Origin of the sequence: Pseudomonas sp. PAGU 2196 (genome assembly GCF_022179005.1) — a bacterium.
Lineage (GTDB): Bacteria > Pseudomonadota > Gammaproteobacteria > Pseudomonadales > Pseudomonadaceae > Aquipseudomonas > Aquipseudomonas kermanshahensis.
The window spans coordinates 31,037-45,824 of sequence record NZ_BNTL01000031.1 but is presented as its reverse complement, the minus strand read 5'-3'; the positions used below and the strand labels follow the sequence as shown (position 1 = coordinate 45,824).

Annotated in this window: 13 protein-coding genes and 1 pseudogene; 9 read left to right on the top strand and 5 right to left on the bottom strand. The window is 61.8% G+C overall.

Features of this window, described 5'->3' with window-relative positions; all coding sequences use genetic code 11:
• Positions 1-95: 95 nt before the first annotated feature.
• Positions 96-983 carry a LysR family transcriptional regulator gene (locus tag MFF34_RS23730; protein ID WP_027595356.1) on the top strand — a complete coding sequence of 296 codons (888 nt, stop codon included), beginning with the start codon at positions 96-98 and terminating at the stop codon, positions 981-983.
• A gap of 24 nt (positions 984-1,007) precedes the next feature.
• Here the strand turns inward: MFF34_RS23730 and pncB are convergent, their stop codons facing one another.
• Positions 1,008-2,207: a nicotinate phosphoribosyltransferase gene (pncB, locus tag MFF34_RS23725; protein ID WP_099429045.1), complete on the bottom strand. Its 1,200-nt coding sequence runs from the start codon at positions 2,205-2,207 to the stop codon at positions 1,008-1,010.
• The gene (locus MFF34_RS23720; RefSeq protein WP_085274331.1) at positions 2,204-2,854 is read right to left on the bottom strand and encodes an isochorismatase family protein; all 651 of its coding nucleotides are present in this window, start codon (positions 2,852-2,854) and stop codon (positions 2,204-2,206) included. The genes pncB and MFF34_RS23720 overlap by 4 nt, the downstream gene beginning before the upstream one ends.
• A 138-nt stretch (positions 2,855-2,992) precedes the next feature.
• On the opposite strand from MFF34_RS23720, the gene MFF34_RS23715 reads away from it, so the two are divergent.
• From MFF34_RS23715 to MFF34_RS23705, 3 genes and pseudogenes are all read left to right on the top strand, one after another.
• Positions 2,993-3,688 (top strand): NUDIX hydrolase, encoded by a 696-nt coding sequence (locus MFF34_RS23715; protein WP_238216768.1) that lies wholly within the window; start codon positions 2,993-2,995, stop codon positions 3,686-3,688.
• 339 nt (positions 3,689-4,027) lie between these two features.
• A pseudogene (locus MFF34_RS28125) lies at positions 4,028-4,288 on the top strand (RHS repeat-associated core domain-containing protein); the annotation flags it as partial.
• Positions 4,289-4,417: 129 nt separating this feature from the next.
• Entirely contained in the window at positions 4,418-4,837 is a 420-nt protein-coding gene (locus tag MFF34_RS23705; protein WP_238216766.1) for a hypothetical protein, read from the top strand.
• Positions 4,838-5,029: 192 nt separating this feature from the next.
• Here the strand turns inward: MFF34_RS23705 and MFF34_RS23700 are convergent, their stop codons facing one another.
• Positions 5,030-5,959, bottom strand: a complete 930-nt coding sequence (locus tag MFF34_RS23700; RefSeq protein WP_238216763.1) for a DMT family transporter — start codon at positions 5,957-5,959, stop codon at positions 5,030-5,032.
• Positions 5,960-6,253: 294 nt separating this feature from the next.
• On the bottom strand, positions 6,254-6,847 hold the full coding sequence (locus MFF34_RS23695) for a cupin domain-containing protein (RefSeq protein WP_027595361.1): 594 nt from the start codon (positions 6,845-6,847) through the stop codon (positions 6,254-6,256).
• A 272-nt stretch (positions 6,848-7,119) separates the two neighbouring features.
• On the opposite strand from MFF34_RS23695, the gene glnT reads away from it, so the two are divergent.
• From glnT to MFF34_RS23670, 5 genes are all read left to right on the top strand, one after another.
• Positions 7,120-8,454 carry a type III glutamate--ammonia ligase gene (gene glnT, locus MFF34_RS23690; protein WP_027595362.1) on the top strand — a complete coding sequence of 445 codons (1,335 nt, stop codon included), beginning with the start codon at positions 7,120-7,122 and terminating at the stop codon, positions 8,452-8,454.
• A gap of 65 nt (positions 8,455-8,519) precedes the next feature.
• Entirely contained in the window at positions 8,520-9,425 is a 906-nt protein-coding gene (locus MFF34_RS23685) for a glutamine amidotransferase family protein (protein WP_238216761.1), read from the top strand.
• 27 nt (positions 9,426-9,452) lie between these two features.
• Complete coding sequence (locus MFF34_RS23680) at positions 9,453-10,127, top strand: protein glxC (protein WP_099429051.1); 675 nt, start codon at positions 9,453-9,455, stop codon at positions 10,125-10,127.
• Between the two features lie 15 nt (positions 10,128-10,142).
• On the top strand, positions 10,143-11,468 hold the full coding sequence (locus MFF34_RS23675; protein ID WP_238216759.1) for an FMN-binding glutamate synthase family protein: 1,326 nt from the start codon (positions 10,143-10,145) through the stop codon (positions 11,466-11,468).
• A gap of 134 nt (positions 11,469-11,602) precedes the next feature.
• The gene (locus tag MFF34_RS23670; RefSeq protein WP_238216757.1) at positions 11,603-12,904 is read left to right on the top strand and encodes an ammonium transporter; all 1,302 of its coding nucleotides are present in this window, start codon (positions 11,603-11,605) and stop codon (positions 12,902-12,904) included.
• Positions 12,905-13,029: 125 nt separating this feature from the next.
• Here MFF34_RS23670 and MFF34_RS23665 read toward each other — a convergent pair whose 3' ends face one another.
• Positions 13,030-14,442, bottom strand: coding sequence for a cytosine permease (locus MFF34_RS23665; protein WP_027595367.1), 1,413 nt, complete (start codon positions 14,440-14,442; stop codon positions 13,030-13,032).
• Positions 14,443-14,788 lie beyond the last annotated feature (346 nt).

Below are 14,788 nucleotides of genomic sequence, written 5' to 3'. Positions count from 1 at the left end.
GGTATTTCGACAAGGCCTACGTTAATCTGGTTATAAGCTTATAAAAAATCGTAATTTAGGATGTGAAGTATCCGTTTAGCTGATATTTTGAATTCATGACCCCAGAACAGCTGATAACATTCGCCACCGTCGCCGAGCATGGCAACATCAGCCACGCGGCCCAGGCGTTGCACCTGTCGCAGCCCGCTGTGTCCGGGCAGCTCAAGTTGCTGCAGGAGGCTTTCGGTGAGCCCCTTTACCAACGCGCGGGGCGCGGGGTGCGCCTCACGGCTGCAGGTGAGCAGTTGCTGGCCCATGCCGAGCGCCTGCGCGATACCTTCCGCCAGGCCCAGGCCCTGCGCGAGGCCATGCGCGGCCTGGAGCGCGGCACCTTGCGCATCGGCGCCAGTACCACGCCGGCCAGCTACCTGCTGCCGTACCTGATCGCCGACTTCCACGCACGCTACCCAGACGTGTCGGTGAGCACCTCCAATGGCAACACGGCTGAAATTGTCGCCGCGCTGGGCAGTGTCGATATCGCCTTGATCGAAGGGCCTCCCGGGCAGGAGTTGCCGTTGGGCACCGGGGTAACGCCGTGGCGTGAGGATGAGATCGTCGCGATCGTGCCCAGTACTCATCCGTTGGCCGGTGACGAGGCGCAGACCTTGGAATCCTTGGGGGCCTACCCACTGGTGCTGCGCGAGAGTGGCTCAGGGGTGAGGCAGATTGTCGAGCGGGCGTTTGCCCGCAGTGGCGTGGCAATGCGCGTCGCGATGGAAATCGCCGGTGTGGAAGGGGTAAAGGAAGCGGTGCGGGCAGGTATGGGGATTGGCTTTGTGTCGGCCATGTCGATTCGCCATGAGGATGGCGTGTTGCGGCGGCTGCGCATTACGCCGCAGCCGTTGGTCAGGCGCTTTTCCATCTTGATGCCCCATGCCGCCACGCCGTCGCGGGCGGCGGCGCGGTTCATGGAGTTGTGTGTGGGCGAGCCCAAAGACGGTTAGCGACGCTGGCCTCTCCCGGCGGTATCAACCCACCTTGAACACGTGCTTGAGATACGCCACGAAGTTCTCGTCCCGGCATTGGGTCTTGCCCGGGCTGTCGGAAATCTTCGCCACCGGCGCCCCATTGCACGCCGTCATCTTGATCACGATGTTCATCGGCTCCACCCCTGGGATATCGCAGGTGAGGTTGGTGCCGATGCCAAAGCTCACGTTAATCCGCTCATGCAGTGCGCGGTACAGGCCAAGCGCCTTGGCGAAATCCAGCCCATCCGAGAAGATCAGCGTTTTGCTTCGCGGGTCGATCCCCAGTTTTTCATAGTGGGCAATGGCCTTTTCTGCCCATGCCAGCGGGTCGCCCGAGTCGTGGCGCAGGCCATCGAACAGCTTGGCGAAGTACAAGTCGAAATCCCCCATGAACGCGTCCATGGTGATGCAATCGGTCAACGCGATGCCCAGTAGCCCGCGGTATTCCCGTACCCAGCATTCCAGCGCAGCGGCCTGGCTGTCGACCAGGCGCGGGCCCAGTTGCTGGTGGGCCATGAACCATTCGTGCGCCATGGTGCCGATGGGCTTGAGTTCCAATTCGCGGGCCAGGTGCACGTTGCTGGTGCCGACCAGGCGGCCAGGGAAGTCGCGCTTGAGGATGTGCACGACCTGCTCCTGGACCCGGTACGAGAAGCGCCGTCGGGTGCCGAAATCGGCCAGTTGAAAGCCTGCCAGCTCATCGGCACTCGCTTCGGCCTTGAGCCAGTCAAGCTTCTGGTACAGCCGCTCGCCCACGTGTTCCATCACCACTTCCCGATAGCGGTAGCGGTTGCGCACTTCGCTGATGATTGCCAGCAGCGGGATCTCGTAGAGGATCACGTGCAGCCACGGCCCGCGCACGCGGATTGCCAGCTGCCCGGCGTCATCCAGGCCGACCTGCACGTAGCGCAGGTTGAAACGGAACAGGCTCAGAAAGCGGATGAAGTCCGGTTTGATGAACGGGATTTTTTCGAGGTAGGCCAATTGGTCGTGGGTGACGGTGACATCGGCCAGTTGCTCGACCTGGTAGCGGATTTCTGCCAGGTACGGGGAGAGGTCCTCACCGTTACGGCAGCGGAATTCCCATTCCACCTCGGCGTTGGGGTAGTTGTGCAGCACCGCCTGCATCATGGTGATCTTGTAGAAGTCGGTGTCCAGCAGGTTCTGGATGATGCGCGGGCCGAAAACGCTGTCACTCATGGGCGGTCTTCCTTGATCAGCGAGAGTTGGTAGTCGAGCGCGGCTTCGTCGCCGCAGAGGATGACACCCTCGGCGGCCAATGCGCCGCAGGCAGCGATGGCGCCGGCCTGGGTAAGGGCGCGGCAAGCCGGCAGGTACAGCAACACCTGGAACCCGGCCCGGCGCAACTGGTGGGCGGTGGTCTTGACGCAGTAGTCCAGGGCCAGGCCGCCGACGATCACGGCGCCCACCTGCTGCACCTTGAGGTATTCGATCACCCCGGTGGAGCGGCGTTCGGCCAGGTCGTGGTAGCAGGCGCCATAGGGGTGCAGGTCGGGTTCGACGCCTTTCCACACGAAGTAGTCGTAATCGATGGGGGCGGGCAGGCCAGGCAGCAGTTCGAAGCCCGGTGTGCCTGGCACGCAGTGGCTGACCCAGGTCAGGTCGGCATTGGCCAGCGGCAGCGGTTGCAGCATCTGGGCCGGGTCGGCAACCACCCAGGCCGCATTGGCCGGGTGAGCGTCCTTGCTGCCCAGGCGCAGGTCTGCACGCAGGGCCATGGCGTTGAGGTCGGCGGCGATTTCATCGCCCTCGGGCACGGGTAGCTCCTGCGGGGCGTTGGCGGTGAAGCCGTTTTGCGCGTCGACATCGAAACTGGCGATCTTCATGGTGCTCTCCTCGCTGGCATGGCTATATATTCCACCTGGTGCATTAAGTGTGTCAAGCACTAGCTAATGAAAAAAAGCCCCTTGTGCTACTTAACTGCTCTGGTGGATTATTGAGTTACTGAAGCGTGGAGCGTTCCCTTGAGTAGCACTGAAGTCTTGGCCAGCGTCGATATCGTCGCCTTGCGCATGGCCCCTGAAGCCCAGCATCTGCAAGTGTTGTTGCACCGCCGTGAGCGCGAACCGCACGCCGGCCAGTGGGCCTTGCCGGGTGTGATCGTCAACGGCCGTATCCCCGACACCAGCCTGGAGGGCGCGGCCGACCGCGCTTTGCGGGAGAAGGCCCGGGTGGCGCCGTGCTACATGGAACAGGTGGGTACCGAAGGCAATGCGTTCCGTGACCCGCGTGGCTGGTCGCTGAGCACCTACTACCTGGCCTTGCTCGCCCCTGGGCAGACCGTTGAAGGTGAGCAGCTGGCGTTTGTCGATATGGACAGCGTGCTGGGGCGCAAGGTGCTCTTGCCCTTCGACCACAACTTGCTGGTGGAGCGCGCCCGCGAACGGCTGGCGGCGAAGACTGTGTATAGCAGCTTGCCGCTGTACCTGCTGGCCGAGAAGTTCACCGTGCTCGATGCCTTGGGGGCGGTTCAGGCGTGCCTGGGGCAGGCGGTGAACAACACCTCGCTGCGCAAACGCCTGGAGCGCTTGCGCGAGCTGGGGTGGGTGAGGGATACCGGGGAGAAGAACCAGCCAAAGCTGGGTAGGCCGCAGCAGTTGTTTCAGTACACGCCGCAGGGGGAGCGGCCATTCATGTTTGACCGCAGTTTGTTGCAGTAGGGGCTAAGTCGAGCAATTCTAGAGGCATTGCCTCCCATTGCGGTAAGTATGACTATTTTTAGTCGTTTGCGGCGGAAGAACCCGCAGTGAACGTTCCGATGGACCTGGTAAAATTGCTAGGTTCGCGAAAGCCGTAATACACATAGAGTGGGCTTCAGTGATAAGGCTATCTTATGAGGGACCAATGAATAAGCCTGCGGCATTAATGTTTTTTTATGCCAACGCTCAAAGGGTTTGTCAAATGGGCCTGGGGAACGTGCGACTTATGGTTGCAGGGCGTCAGGGGGTCGCACAGTTGCAAGGGACAGTCAAACTGTTGCAGGTTGATGGGGGGGCTCGATACTTGCGGCACGCGGTGCTCAGGAAGCCAGTGGGGCGAGTTACTGTCCATACGGTTTATCGACAGAAAAAGAAGTTGCGATAGTCGGGTTCAATGGGGAACCATTTGATTTACTAAGTGAATGTTCCCCATTGGGTATTGGCTATAGGTACTATAGCCCTGCCCTCAGACGTTTTCTCAGCGCTGATAAGGCTAGCCCCTTCGGTAAGGGAGGACTGAATGCATACGTTTATTGTGTCGGTGATCCTGTAAATCGAGCAGACCCTTCAGGTCGATCATCCATTTGGAATTTTCATCGAAAAGTGCCAACGGGTACCAGTCAAGTAATGGCGGATATAGGGCTGCCGGGGAGCATGAGGCGAATGCTAAAACATGTTCATGAACAAATCATGAAGAATGATTTTCCCAGGAGTGAACAATATGCTGCTGAGTTCTACAGTATCAAAAACCGCAAAACCTATTATGTGGGTTTTAGTAATGTAAATAATAATATTTATTATTCCGGTGTAAATCCTTTCGTGCCAGTGCTGGACGGAAAATATCGTGTCGATGCTGGAAGCGGGTGGATGGGGAAGTCTAAATATGGTTTGCCAGAAAGAAGCTCGCTGGGGAAGGTTTGGGATTGGCTGACGGGTGTATCAATTGGTGAGCCTGGTGACCCGGCAATATACAGAAGATATTACGAGGATATGCGCGCTCTTAATGCTCAATTTTCAAGTAATTCTCCTGTCATTGCGGATGATAATCAGAGTATTCGACGTCACTCAGATGCCCCCCCGCCATATAGTTCTCTATTTCCGGAAGAGTGAGCGGAGAGCTTGGAAGAGATCGAAGCGGCCTGCCATCGTATCTGTTGGCGAAGATTTCCGTTCTGAATTTATTGAATGTGGCGCTGGGATGCTTGAGGAAGCCGGTGCAATCCACTGCGTCGGCTGCTTCGCGGGCAAATTCCACAGGTATTGTGCATGCGCCATTCGATGCATGCAGGCAACACGCTAGCATCAATGCGCGCAGCGGCTGGTATCACCGTGCTCCGCCGGCGCCTTGCGCGCCGCAGCCAGCAGCGTCGCCAACACGATCAACGCCGCCCCCGCCGCCATGCGCACACTCGGCTGCTCGCCAAACAACCACCACGCCCCAAGAATCGCATACACCGGCTCCAGCGCGATGATCATGCCGGCGGTACGCGCCTCAAGGCCTTCCAGGCTCTTGACGAACAGGAACTGCGACAGCCCGGTGCAGAACACGCCCAGCAGCGCCAGGTTGACCCAGTCGTGGCTACCCAGGCTGGTGCTGCCCAAGTGGGTAAAGGCGAACGGTGCCACCAGCGCGGCCACGACCACGTTCTGCCAGAACGCCACCTGCATCGCGTTCATGCTCGATGCGCGGCGGCGGTTAGCGACCGTCAGCAAGGCGAAGGCAAGGCCAGACCCCAAACCCCACAGCAGGCCGACAGTGCCTTTGTCGAGCAGGTCGAAGGTGGGCACGACCAGCACCAGGCCTGCCGTCACCATCAGCAATAACAAACCTTGGGTAGCGCCAATGCGTTGGCCGAACACACCGCGCTCGATCATGGCGATAAAGGCGGGGAAGCTGGCAAAGCCCAGGGTCGCCACGGCCACCCCACCGACCTTGACGGCAATGAAGAAGGTCACCCAGTGGGCAGCCAGCAGCGCGCCGGTCAGGCCGAGGATTGGCAGGTTGCGAAAGGTCAGGGCGTCGAGCAGGCGGGTGCCCTTGAGCCCGGCGACGAAGCCCAGGGCAATGAAGGCAAAGGTGGCGCGGCCGAAGGTGATGATGCTGGCGTCGGCTTCGATCAAGTGGCCCAGGATGCCGGTCAGGCCGAACAGGACGGCGGCGATGTGGGCAACGAGCAGCGCGTTGCGGTGGCCGGTGGAGGCACCGGCTACGGGGAGGAAGGTAGCGATCATGGCAGTCAAATTCTTCACAATGTGCGCGCGCAAGCACTCCCGGCCGACGCGTCGCGGGTCTTCAAAACTGGGAGTTTTATCGTTATGAGCCCGGACGAATTGCCCGGTGCAAAAAGGCGCCACAGCGTTGGAATTGTGAAGCGAGGCTGTTTACTCGCAATTACTGCGTCTGCCAGCCCACGGCGCGGGGCTGGCTGATGTGTGTATTATTTTTGTATACAGGGTTGCGAGGCCGGTCGCGGGCGACGTCTGGTTGTCTGATCGCGACATTGATCGTTGTCGCGCCGCACCGCCTTACTCTTCGCCGTAGTTCATGATCGACAGCAGGCGGATGGGCACCTGCACGAGCTGCTCCGGCCCGTGCGGGGTTTCGCCATCAAAGGTCAGGCTGTCACCCGCGTGCATGTGATAGAGCTGGTTGCCGTGGCGGTACACCAGTTCACCCTCCAGCAAATGCAGAAACTCCGTGCCTGGGTGGGCGAAGGTCGGGAACTCTTCGCTGGCGTCATCCATGCTCACCATGTAGGCCTCGAAGTGCTTCTTCGGGCCCCTGGCGTGATTGAGCAAATGATAGGTGTGGCCCTTTTCCGTACCCCGGCGCACCACCTCCAGCCCTTCACCGGCCTTTACCAGCAGTGCATTGCCGTCAGGTTGGTCGTATTGGCTGAACAGCTTGGCCATCGGCATACCCAGCACATCGCACAGGCGGCTGAGGGTATCGAGGCTGGTGGACACCTGGGCGTTCTCGATCTTGCTCAGCATCCCTTGGCTGATACCGGCGATGCGCGCCACATCGGCGAGTTTGAGGGACTGGGCCTGGCGCTGGCGCTTGATCTGCAAGCCCAGGTACTGCTCCAGGCGAAGGCGCGGTTGGGTTTCGGTCGGCATCTAATGTCCTGCACGGTTTCAGTTCAAGAATAAAGATTTCGCACTGAGAAAGTGCGAAATGCTGCTGCGGTGGCAGCCGTTTTCCTCAGGTGAAAACAAGTTTCCCATATCTACAACGGAATTTCCTGGGTAATGGCGGCTGGCCTCTTCGCGCCGAACCGCCGCGAAAAGGCCGGTGGAGGTAAACCTGGCAAGCGCTTTGCATTCCTCTGATGAAAGTAAGTTTCCCATACGGAATTAAAAACAGCCCCTTACCCAGGAGTGTTCAACCCATGTTGCCAGCAGAAACCCAGCGCACCCTCGATCAGCACGGCATCAAGTATGTGCTGGCGCAGTTTGTCGACATCCATGGCTCGGCAAAGACCAAATCGGTGCCGGTCTCGGGCCTCAAGATGGTGGCCGAGGAGGGCGCCGGTTTTGCCGGGTTCGCCATCTGCGGCATGGGCATGGAGCCACACGGCCCGGACTTCATGGCCCGGGGTGACCTGGCCACGTTGATCCCGGTCCCCTGGCAGCCCGGCTATGGCCGGGTGGTGTGCGTCGGCCATGTCAACGGCCAGCCCTGGCCTTATGACAGCCGCTACGTTCTGCAGCAGCAGGTGCAGCGCCTGGCCGACAAGGGCTGGACGCTGAACACCGGGCTTGAGCCCGAGTTCAGCCTGTTCCGCCGTGACGAAGGCGGCAAGCTGCAATTGGTGGATGCCTCCGACAACCTCGACAAGCCGTGCTACGACTACAAGGGCCTGTCGCGTTCGCGGCTGTTTCTGGAGCGCCTGACCGAAGCCTTGCAACCCGTGGGCTTCGACATCTACCAGATCGACCACGAAGACGCCAACGGCCAGTTCGAGATCAACTACACCTACAGCGACGCCATGGAGTCGGCCGACCGCTTCACGTTCTTCCGCATGGCGGCCGGCGAAATCGCCAACGACCTGGGGATGATTTGCTCGTTCATGCCCAAGCCCGACCCCAAGCGCGCGGGTAATGGCATGCACTTCCACCTGTCGCTGGCCAGCAGCACCAACAAGAATCTGTTCCATGACGCCAGCGACAGCAGCGGCATGGGCCTGTCGAAGCTGGCGTACCACTTCGCCGCGGGCCTGATGGCCCACGGCCCGGCGCTGTGTGCCTTCGCGGCGCCGACCGTCAACTCCTACAAACGCCTGGTGGTTGGCCGCTCGTTGTCCGGCTCGACCTGGGCCCCAGCCTTCGTTGCCTGGGGCGCCAACAACCGCTCGGCGATGGTCCGCATTCCCTACGGGCGCCTTGAGTTCCGCCTGCCGGACGCGGGCTGCAACCCGTACCTGGTCACTGCCGCGATCATCGCTGCTGGCCTGGATGGTATCGACCGCCAGCTCGACCCAGGCGAGATGTGCAACGAGAACCTCTACACCCTGAGCCTCGAAGAAATCGCCGCACGCGGTATCAAGACCCTGCCGCAATCGCTCAAGGAAGCCGCCGACGCGCTCGAGGCCGACCCCCTGTTCCGCGAGGTGCTCGGCGCCGAGATCGTCGACGAGTTCATCAAGCTCAAGCGCATGGAGTGGGTGGAGTACTGCCGCCACGTCTCCGACTGGGAAATCCAGCGTTACACCGAGTTTTTCTAACCGCCCCCATCCCTTGGGCGGCCCTCAAAACAGCGGTCGCCCACTGCCTAGTAAGGAGCATCACCATGTGTGGAATCGTAGGTCTGTACCTGAAAAAGCCTGAGCTGGAAGCCCAGCTCGGCAAGCTCTTCGAACCCATGCTGCACGCCATGACCGACCGTGGCCCTGACAGCGCCGGCTTTGCCATTTACGGCGACGAAGTGGCCGACGGCTGGGTAAAACTGACGTTGCAGGCTCTTGATGGGGGCTATTCGTGGGTCAGCTTGATGGGGCAACTGGAAGGGCGCCTGGGCTGTTCGTTGGACTGGTTTCAGAACGCCAGCGCCGCCGTGCTCAAGGTGCACACCACGGAAGCCGCCGCCCGTGCTGCATTGGCCGAGCTGGCCCCTGAAGTGCGCATCATGAGCGCCGGGCAGAGCATCGAAATCCTTAAGGGCATGGGCCTGCCGGCTGAGATTTCCAGCCGCTTCGGCCTGGCCGGCATGAAGGGCAGCCACATCATCGGCCACACCCGCATGGCCACCGAAAGCGCGGTGACCCTGGAGGGCAGCCACCCGTTCTCCACCGGCGCCGACCTGTGCCTGGTGCACAACGGGTCGCTGTCCAACCACTTCCGCCTGCGCCAGGAACTCAAGCGTGAAGGCATCAGCTTCGAGACCGACAACGACACCGAAGTGGCTGCCGGCTACCTGACCTGGCGCCTGCAGCAGGGCGATACCTTGGCCAAGGCTTTGGACGGGGCTCTGCAAGACCTGGACGGGTTCTTCACCTTTGCCATCGGCACCCGCAACGGCTTCGCGGTGATTCGCGACCCGATCGCCTGCAAGCCAGCGGTGCTGGCTGAAACCGACGACTACGTTGCCATGGCCTCCGAGTACCAGGCCCTGGCCAGCCTGCCCGGTATTGAAAACGCCAAGGTCTGGGAGCCGGCGCCGGCCACCCTGTACGTCTGGGAGCGCGAAAGCGCCTGACCTGCCACCGAACCTCTGGAGAACCTTATGAAGACGATCGACCTTTCCAGCACTTCGGTGCGTGTCCTTAACCAGTCCCTGCACGGTGAGGTGCAAGACCGTGAGTGGCGCGTGACGCGCCCCGACGGCAAACACAACCTGGCTGTCGGCATCAACGAAGACGTTTCGGTAGAGATCGACGGCCATGCCGGCTACTACTGCGCCGGCATGAACCAGAAAGCCAACATTACGGTGCACGGCAATGTGGGCGTGGGCGTGGCGGAAAACATGATGTCCGGCTCGGTGCGGGTCAAGGGCAGTGCCTCCCAGGCCGCCGGTGCAACCGCCCACGGCGGGTTGCTGGTGATCGAGGGCGACGCCGGTGCCCGTTGCGGTATTTCCATGAAGGGCGTCGACATCGTGGTCGGCGGCAGCATTGGCCACATGAGCTGCTTCATGGGCCAGGCCGGGCGTTTGGTGGTGTGCGGCGACGCCGGCGATGCGCTGGGCGACTCGCTGTACGAGGTGCGCATCTACGTCAAGGGCACGGTCCAGTCGCTGGGTTCGGACTGTATCGAGAAAGAGATGCGCGCCGAGCACCTGCAAGAGCTTCAAACGCTGCTGAACGACGCGGGCCTCGACCATAAAGCCGCCGATTTCAAACGGTATGGCTCGGCCCGTCAGCTGTACAACTTCAAAGTCGACAACGCCTCCGCGTACTGATCCAGGAGCAACCCCATGAGCGAGCAATTCCCCCCGGTACTGCGTGAGTCGGCCACCTTCGATCGCCTGACCATCCAGGAAATCCAGCGTGCCGCCGAAACCGGCATCTATGACATCCGCGGCGGTGGCACCAAGCGCCGCGTGCCGCACTTCGATGACCTGCTGCTGCTCGGCGCCAGCGTGTCGCGCTACCCGCTGGAAGGCTACCGCGAAAAATGCGGCACCGACGTGGTGCTGGGCACCCGCTTTGCCAAAAAGCCGATCCACCTGAAGATCCCGGTGACCATCGCTGGCATGAGCTTCGGCGCGCTGTCGGCCAACGCCAAGGAAGCCCTGGGCCGCGGTGCGACCATCGCCGGCACCAGCACCACCACCGGTGACGGTGGCATGACCCCGGAAGAGCGGGGCCAGTCGCAGCACCTGGTGTACCAGTACCTGCCGTCTCGCTACGGCATGAACCCGGACGACCTGCGCAAGGCCGATGCCATCGAGATCGTCCTCGGCCAGGGCGCCAAGCCGGGCGGTGGCGGCATGCTGCTGGGCATGAAAGTGACTGAGCGCGTGGCCGGCATGCGCACCTTGCCGATCGGCGTAGACCAGCGCAGTGCCTGCCGCCACCCGGACTGGACCGGCCCGGATGACCTGGCGATCAAGATTGCCGAGCTGCGCGAGATCACCGATTGGGAAAAACCCATCTACGTGAAAATCGGTGCCAGCCGCCCGTACTACGACGTCAAGCTGGCGGTGAAGGCCGGCGCTGACGTAATCGTGCTCGACGGCATGCAAGGCGGTACTGCCGCGACCCAGGAAGTGTTCATCGAGCACGTCGGCATCCCGATCCTGCCGGCCATCCCGCAGGCGGTGCAGGCGCTGCAGGAGATGGGCATGCACCGTAAGGTGCAGCTGATTGTCTCGGGTGGCATCCGCAACGGCGCCGATGTGGCCAAGGCCATGGCCCTGGGCGCTGACGCGGTAGCCATCGGCACCGCTGCTTTGATCGCCCTGGGCGACAACCACCCGCGCCTGGATGCGCAGTTGAAGGCACTTGGCTCGGCCGCCGGTTTCTACGATGACTGGCAGAACGGCCGCGACCCAGCCGGTATCACCACCCAGGACCCGGAACTGGCCAAGCGCCTGAACCCGGTAGAGGCCGGCCGGCGCCTGGCCAACTACCTGCGCGTGCTGGTGCTGGAGGCGCAGACCATGGCCCGTGCCTGCGGCAAGTCGCACCTGCACAACCTGGACCCTGAGGACCTGGTGGCGCTGACCGTCGAGGCGGCTGCCATGGCCCGGGTGCCCCTGGCCGGTACTGCCTGGGTACCAGGCCAGGCTCAGTACTGATTCAACTTTCTGGGGCCGCTTTGCGGCCCTTTCGCGACACAAGGCCGCTCCTACAGTTGATCGCGGTCCGTTGCAGGAGCGAAAGGGCTGCGAAGCAGCCCCCGATGCATCCCCATTCGCACAGGAGTGACTCCATGAAGCTTGCCCTTGCTGTTGTGCTGTTGGCATTGACGCCGTTGGCCCACGCCGCCGAGCCCACCCTGGACACCGGCAACACCGCCTGGATGATCTGTGCGGCGATGTTCGTGCTGATGATGTGCATCCCGGGCCTCGCGCTGTTCTACGGCGGCATGGTGCGGGCCAAGAACTTTCTTTCGGTGTTCACCCAGCTGTTCGCCGTGGCCGGGCTCATCGGCATCCTCTGGGTGCTGTTCGGCTACAGCCTGGTAGTGGATACCCGCGGTATGGTTGAAGGCCAACTGACCTTCAACAGTTTTATCGGCGGCCTGGACAAGGCGCTGATGCTGAACATCGGCCATGACAGCCTGGTAGGGACCATCCCGGAAGGTGTCTTCGCGGTATTTCAGCTGACCTTCGCGATCATCACGCCTGCGCTGATTGCCGGCGGCTTTGCCGAACGCATGAAATTCAGTGCCTCGTTGTTGTTCATGGGCGCCTGGTTCGTCCTGGTGTACGCACCGATTGCCCATATGGTCTGGGGCGGGCCAGGGGCATTGATGGTCAACTGGGGCGTGCTGGACTTTGCCGGCGGCACCGCAGTGCACATCAACTCCGGTGTGGCGGCGCTGGCTGCAGCGTTGATGCTAGGCAAGCGCAAGGGCTACCCACAGGTGGCCATGCCGCCGCACAACCTCGGCTTCACCCTGGTAGGTGCCGGTTTGCTGTGGGTGGGCTGGTTTGGGTTCAACGTGGGCTCGGGTCTTGCGGCCAACGAAGGGGCAGGGGTGGTGATGCTGGCGACCATGGTGGCTGCCTGCGCAGGGATTGTCGGTTGGTTGATTACCGAAAAGCTCATGCATGGGCGGCCCACTGCACTGGGGGCGGCCTCAGGTGCGTTGGCCGGGTTGGTTGGCATCACGCCGGCGTGCGCCTTTGTCGGGCCGTTGGGGGCGCTGGTGATCGGCTTGCTGACGGGGGCTATCTGCTTCTTCGCGGTGACCCGGCTGAAGCAGGCATTGGGGTATGACGACAGCCTCGACGTGTTCGGCCTGCATGGCGTGGGCGGGATGGTTGGCGCGCTATTGACCGGGGTGTTTGCCGCGCCGTCGTTGGGCGGCTATGTGGAAGGCATTACGCCCCTTGGGCAAGCACTGGTGCAACTGAAAGGCGTGGCCTTTACCTTTGTTTATTGCTTTGTGGTGAGCTGGGCGATTCTGGGCGCCATCAAGCTGACTGTCGGGCTGCGGGCCAGCCGGGAGGAGGAAGAGCAGGGGCTGGACCTGGCGGAGCACAATGAGCGGGCTTATAACCTCTGACTACAAGGTGTCTGTACCGGCCTCTTCGCGGGCAAGCCCGCTCCTACAGGGGATCCACAGATTCCGGGCCCTGCGGTATTCCTGTGGGAGCGGGCTTGCCCGCGAAGAGGCCAGTACAGGATGAATCAGTGCCCCATGGCCAGCTTGGCACTCACTTGCCGGCGACGATAGGCACTGTCGCGGCTAGCCAGCCACCAGTACAACGGCGAGGTAATCGCCAGCCCCACCAGCCACGACAGGTCTGCCCCGTTGATGTGCTCGGAAACCGGCCCGACATACAGCGGCGTGTTCATGAACGGGATCTGCACCACGATGCCCACGGCGTAGGCCACCAGCGCTTGCGGGTTGTAACGCCCGTAGATACCGCCATCGACCTTGAAGATCGACTGGATGTCGTAGTCCCCCTTGTGGATGGCATAGAAGTCGATCAGGTTGATCGCCGTCCATGGCACCAGCACCACCAGCAGCACCAGCACCATGTCGACGAAATGGCCGATGAAGTCCTTCGATGCGCACACGGCCACCACACTGCAAGCCGCCAGGACGATCAGCGACAGCACCGCACGGCTTTTGGCGGTGGGGATCCAGCGGTAGGCGAAGGTCTGGATCAGGGTAATGATCGACAGCACCGCGCCATACAGGTTGAGGGCGTTGTGGCTGATCACGCTGAGCAGGAACAGCACCAGCATGATCGGGCCCAGGGTGCCGGTGGCGAGTTTCACCGCGTCCATGGTGTCCATGCCGGCCGGGATTGCCAGCACCGCGACCGCGCCGAAGATGAACGACAGGCTCGAGCCCAGCACAGAGCCCAGGTAAGTGGTCCAGAAGGTCGAACTGACCTTGACGTCGGCCGGCAGGTAGCGCGAATAGTCCGACACATACGGGGCAAAGGCGATCTGCCACAACGCTGCCAGCGACACCGTGGCCAGCCAGCCGGCCAGGTTGAAACCGCCGCGGGTGAGGAAGTCGTCACTTTGCACGTGGGTGAAGATATAGCCGAAGCCGACCACGATACCGATGCCCAGCACCCAGGTGCCGATGCGGTTGAGCACATGGATGAAGCGGTAACCGATGATGCCGATGATGCCCGACCCCAGTGCGCCAATGACGATACCCACCGGTACCGGCACGGCTTCGACCACGCCATGCAGCGATTTGCCCGCGAGGACGATGTTGGAGGCGAAGAACCCGATGTACATGACCCCGGCGATCACCACCACCAGCAGCGCGCCAAGCGTGCCGAACTGGGCGCGGCTCTGGATCATCTGCGGGATGCCCATCTGGGGGCCTTGGGCCGAGTGCAGCGCCATCAGCACCCCGCCTACCAGGTGGCCGACGAGGATGGCGACGATGCCCCACACCAGGTTCAGGTGAAACAGCTGCACGCCCAGCGCGCCGGTGACGATGGGCAGGGGCGCGATATTGCCCCCGAACCACAGTGTGAACAGATCCCTTACCTTTCCATGGCGGTCTTGCGGGGGCACATAGCCGATCGTGTGTTTTTCTATGAGGGGTGCCGAGTTGGCTGCACTGGTCATGACTGACTCCAAGGCAAGGTAGGGCATGGGGTACTGCCCGGGTGCGTGCCGGCGAAGGGCGACGCGTTCTTGTTGGAGGGATGATGGGGGGTGCGGGGATAACGAGAAATTAGTAAATATGTGCCCATAAACCTTAAAAAACCTAAGGCTGACAAAAGGTTAAGGGACGAGTGGTAGCAAGGAGCGAGCCATACGGCTGGAAGGCCTGGGCCTGGGGGGTTGGCGCCCTCCGGGTGAAAGGGCCGGGAACCGGGCTGGTGCGGTGTGCGCGTTTTCAGTGCAGATAAATAGTCCGCCTGTACCGTAATGCTGTTCACTTAAGTTATCCATCGCCTGTATTGGGGCC

What these genes read in the sequence shown, in the direction of transcription:
- MFF34_RS23705 (WP_238216766.1), top strand. Translation starts at nt 4,418, where the DNA reads ATGAAGAATGATTTTCCCAGGAGTGAACAATATGCTGCTGAGTTCTAC.
- MFF34_RS23730 (WP_027595356.1), top strand. Translation starts at nt 96, where the DNA reads ATGACCCCAGAACAGCTGATAACATTCGCCACCGTCGCCGAGCATGGC.
- MFF34_RS23685 (WP_238216761.1), top strand. Translation starts at nt 8,520, where the DNA reads ATGTGTGGAATCGTAGGTCTGTACCTGAAAAAGCCTGAGCTGGAAGCC.
- MFF34_RS23680 (WP_099429051.1), top strand. Translation starts at nt 9,453, where the DNA reads ATGAAGACGATCGACCTTTCCAGCACTTCGGTGCGTGTCCTTAACCAG.
- MFF34_RS23675 (WP_238216759.1), top strand. Translation starts at nt 10,143, where the DNA reads ATGAGCGAGCAATTCCCCCCGGTACTGCGTGAGTCGGCCACCTTCGAT.
- pncB (WP_099429045.1), bottom strand. Translation starts at nt 2,207, where the DNA reads ATGAGTGACAGCGTTTTCGGCCCGCGCATCATCCAGAACCTGCTGGAC.
- MFF34_RS23700 (WP_238216763.1), bottom strand. Translation starts at nt 5,959, where the DNA reads ATGATCGCTACCTTCCTCCCCGTAGCCGGTGCCTCCACCGGCCACCGC.
- MFF34_RS23720 (WP_085274331.1), bottom strand. Translation starts at nt 2,854, where the DNA reads ATGAAGATCGCCAGTTTCGATGTCGACGCGCAAAACGGCTTCACCGCC.
- MFF34_RS23695 (WP_027595361.1), bottom strand. Translation starts at nt 6,847, where the DNA reads ATGCCGACCGAAACCCAACCGCGCCTTCGCCTGGAGCAGTACCTGGGC.
- glnT (WP_027595362.1), top strand. Translation starts at nt 7,120, where the DNA reads ATGTTGCCAGCAGAAACCCAGCGCACCCTCGATCAGCACGGCATCAAG.
- MFF34_RS23670 (WP_238216757.1), top strand. Translation starts at nt 11,603, where the DNA reads ATGAAGCTTGCCCTTGCTGTTGTGCTGTTGGCATTGACGCCGTTGGCC.
- MFF34_RS23665 (WP_027595367.1), bottom strand. Translation starts at nt 14,442, where the DNA reads ATGACCAGTGCAGCCAACTCGGCACCCCTCATAGAAAAACACACGATC.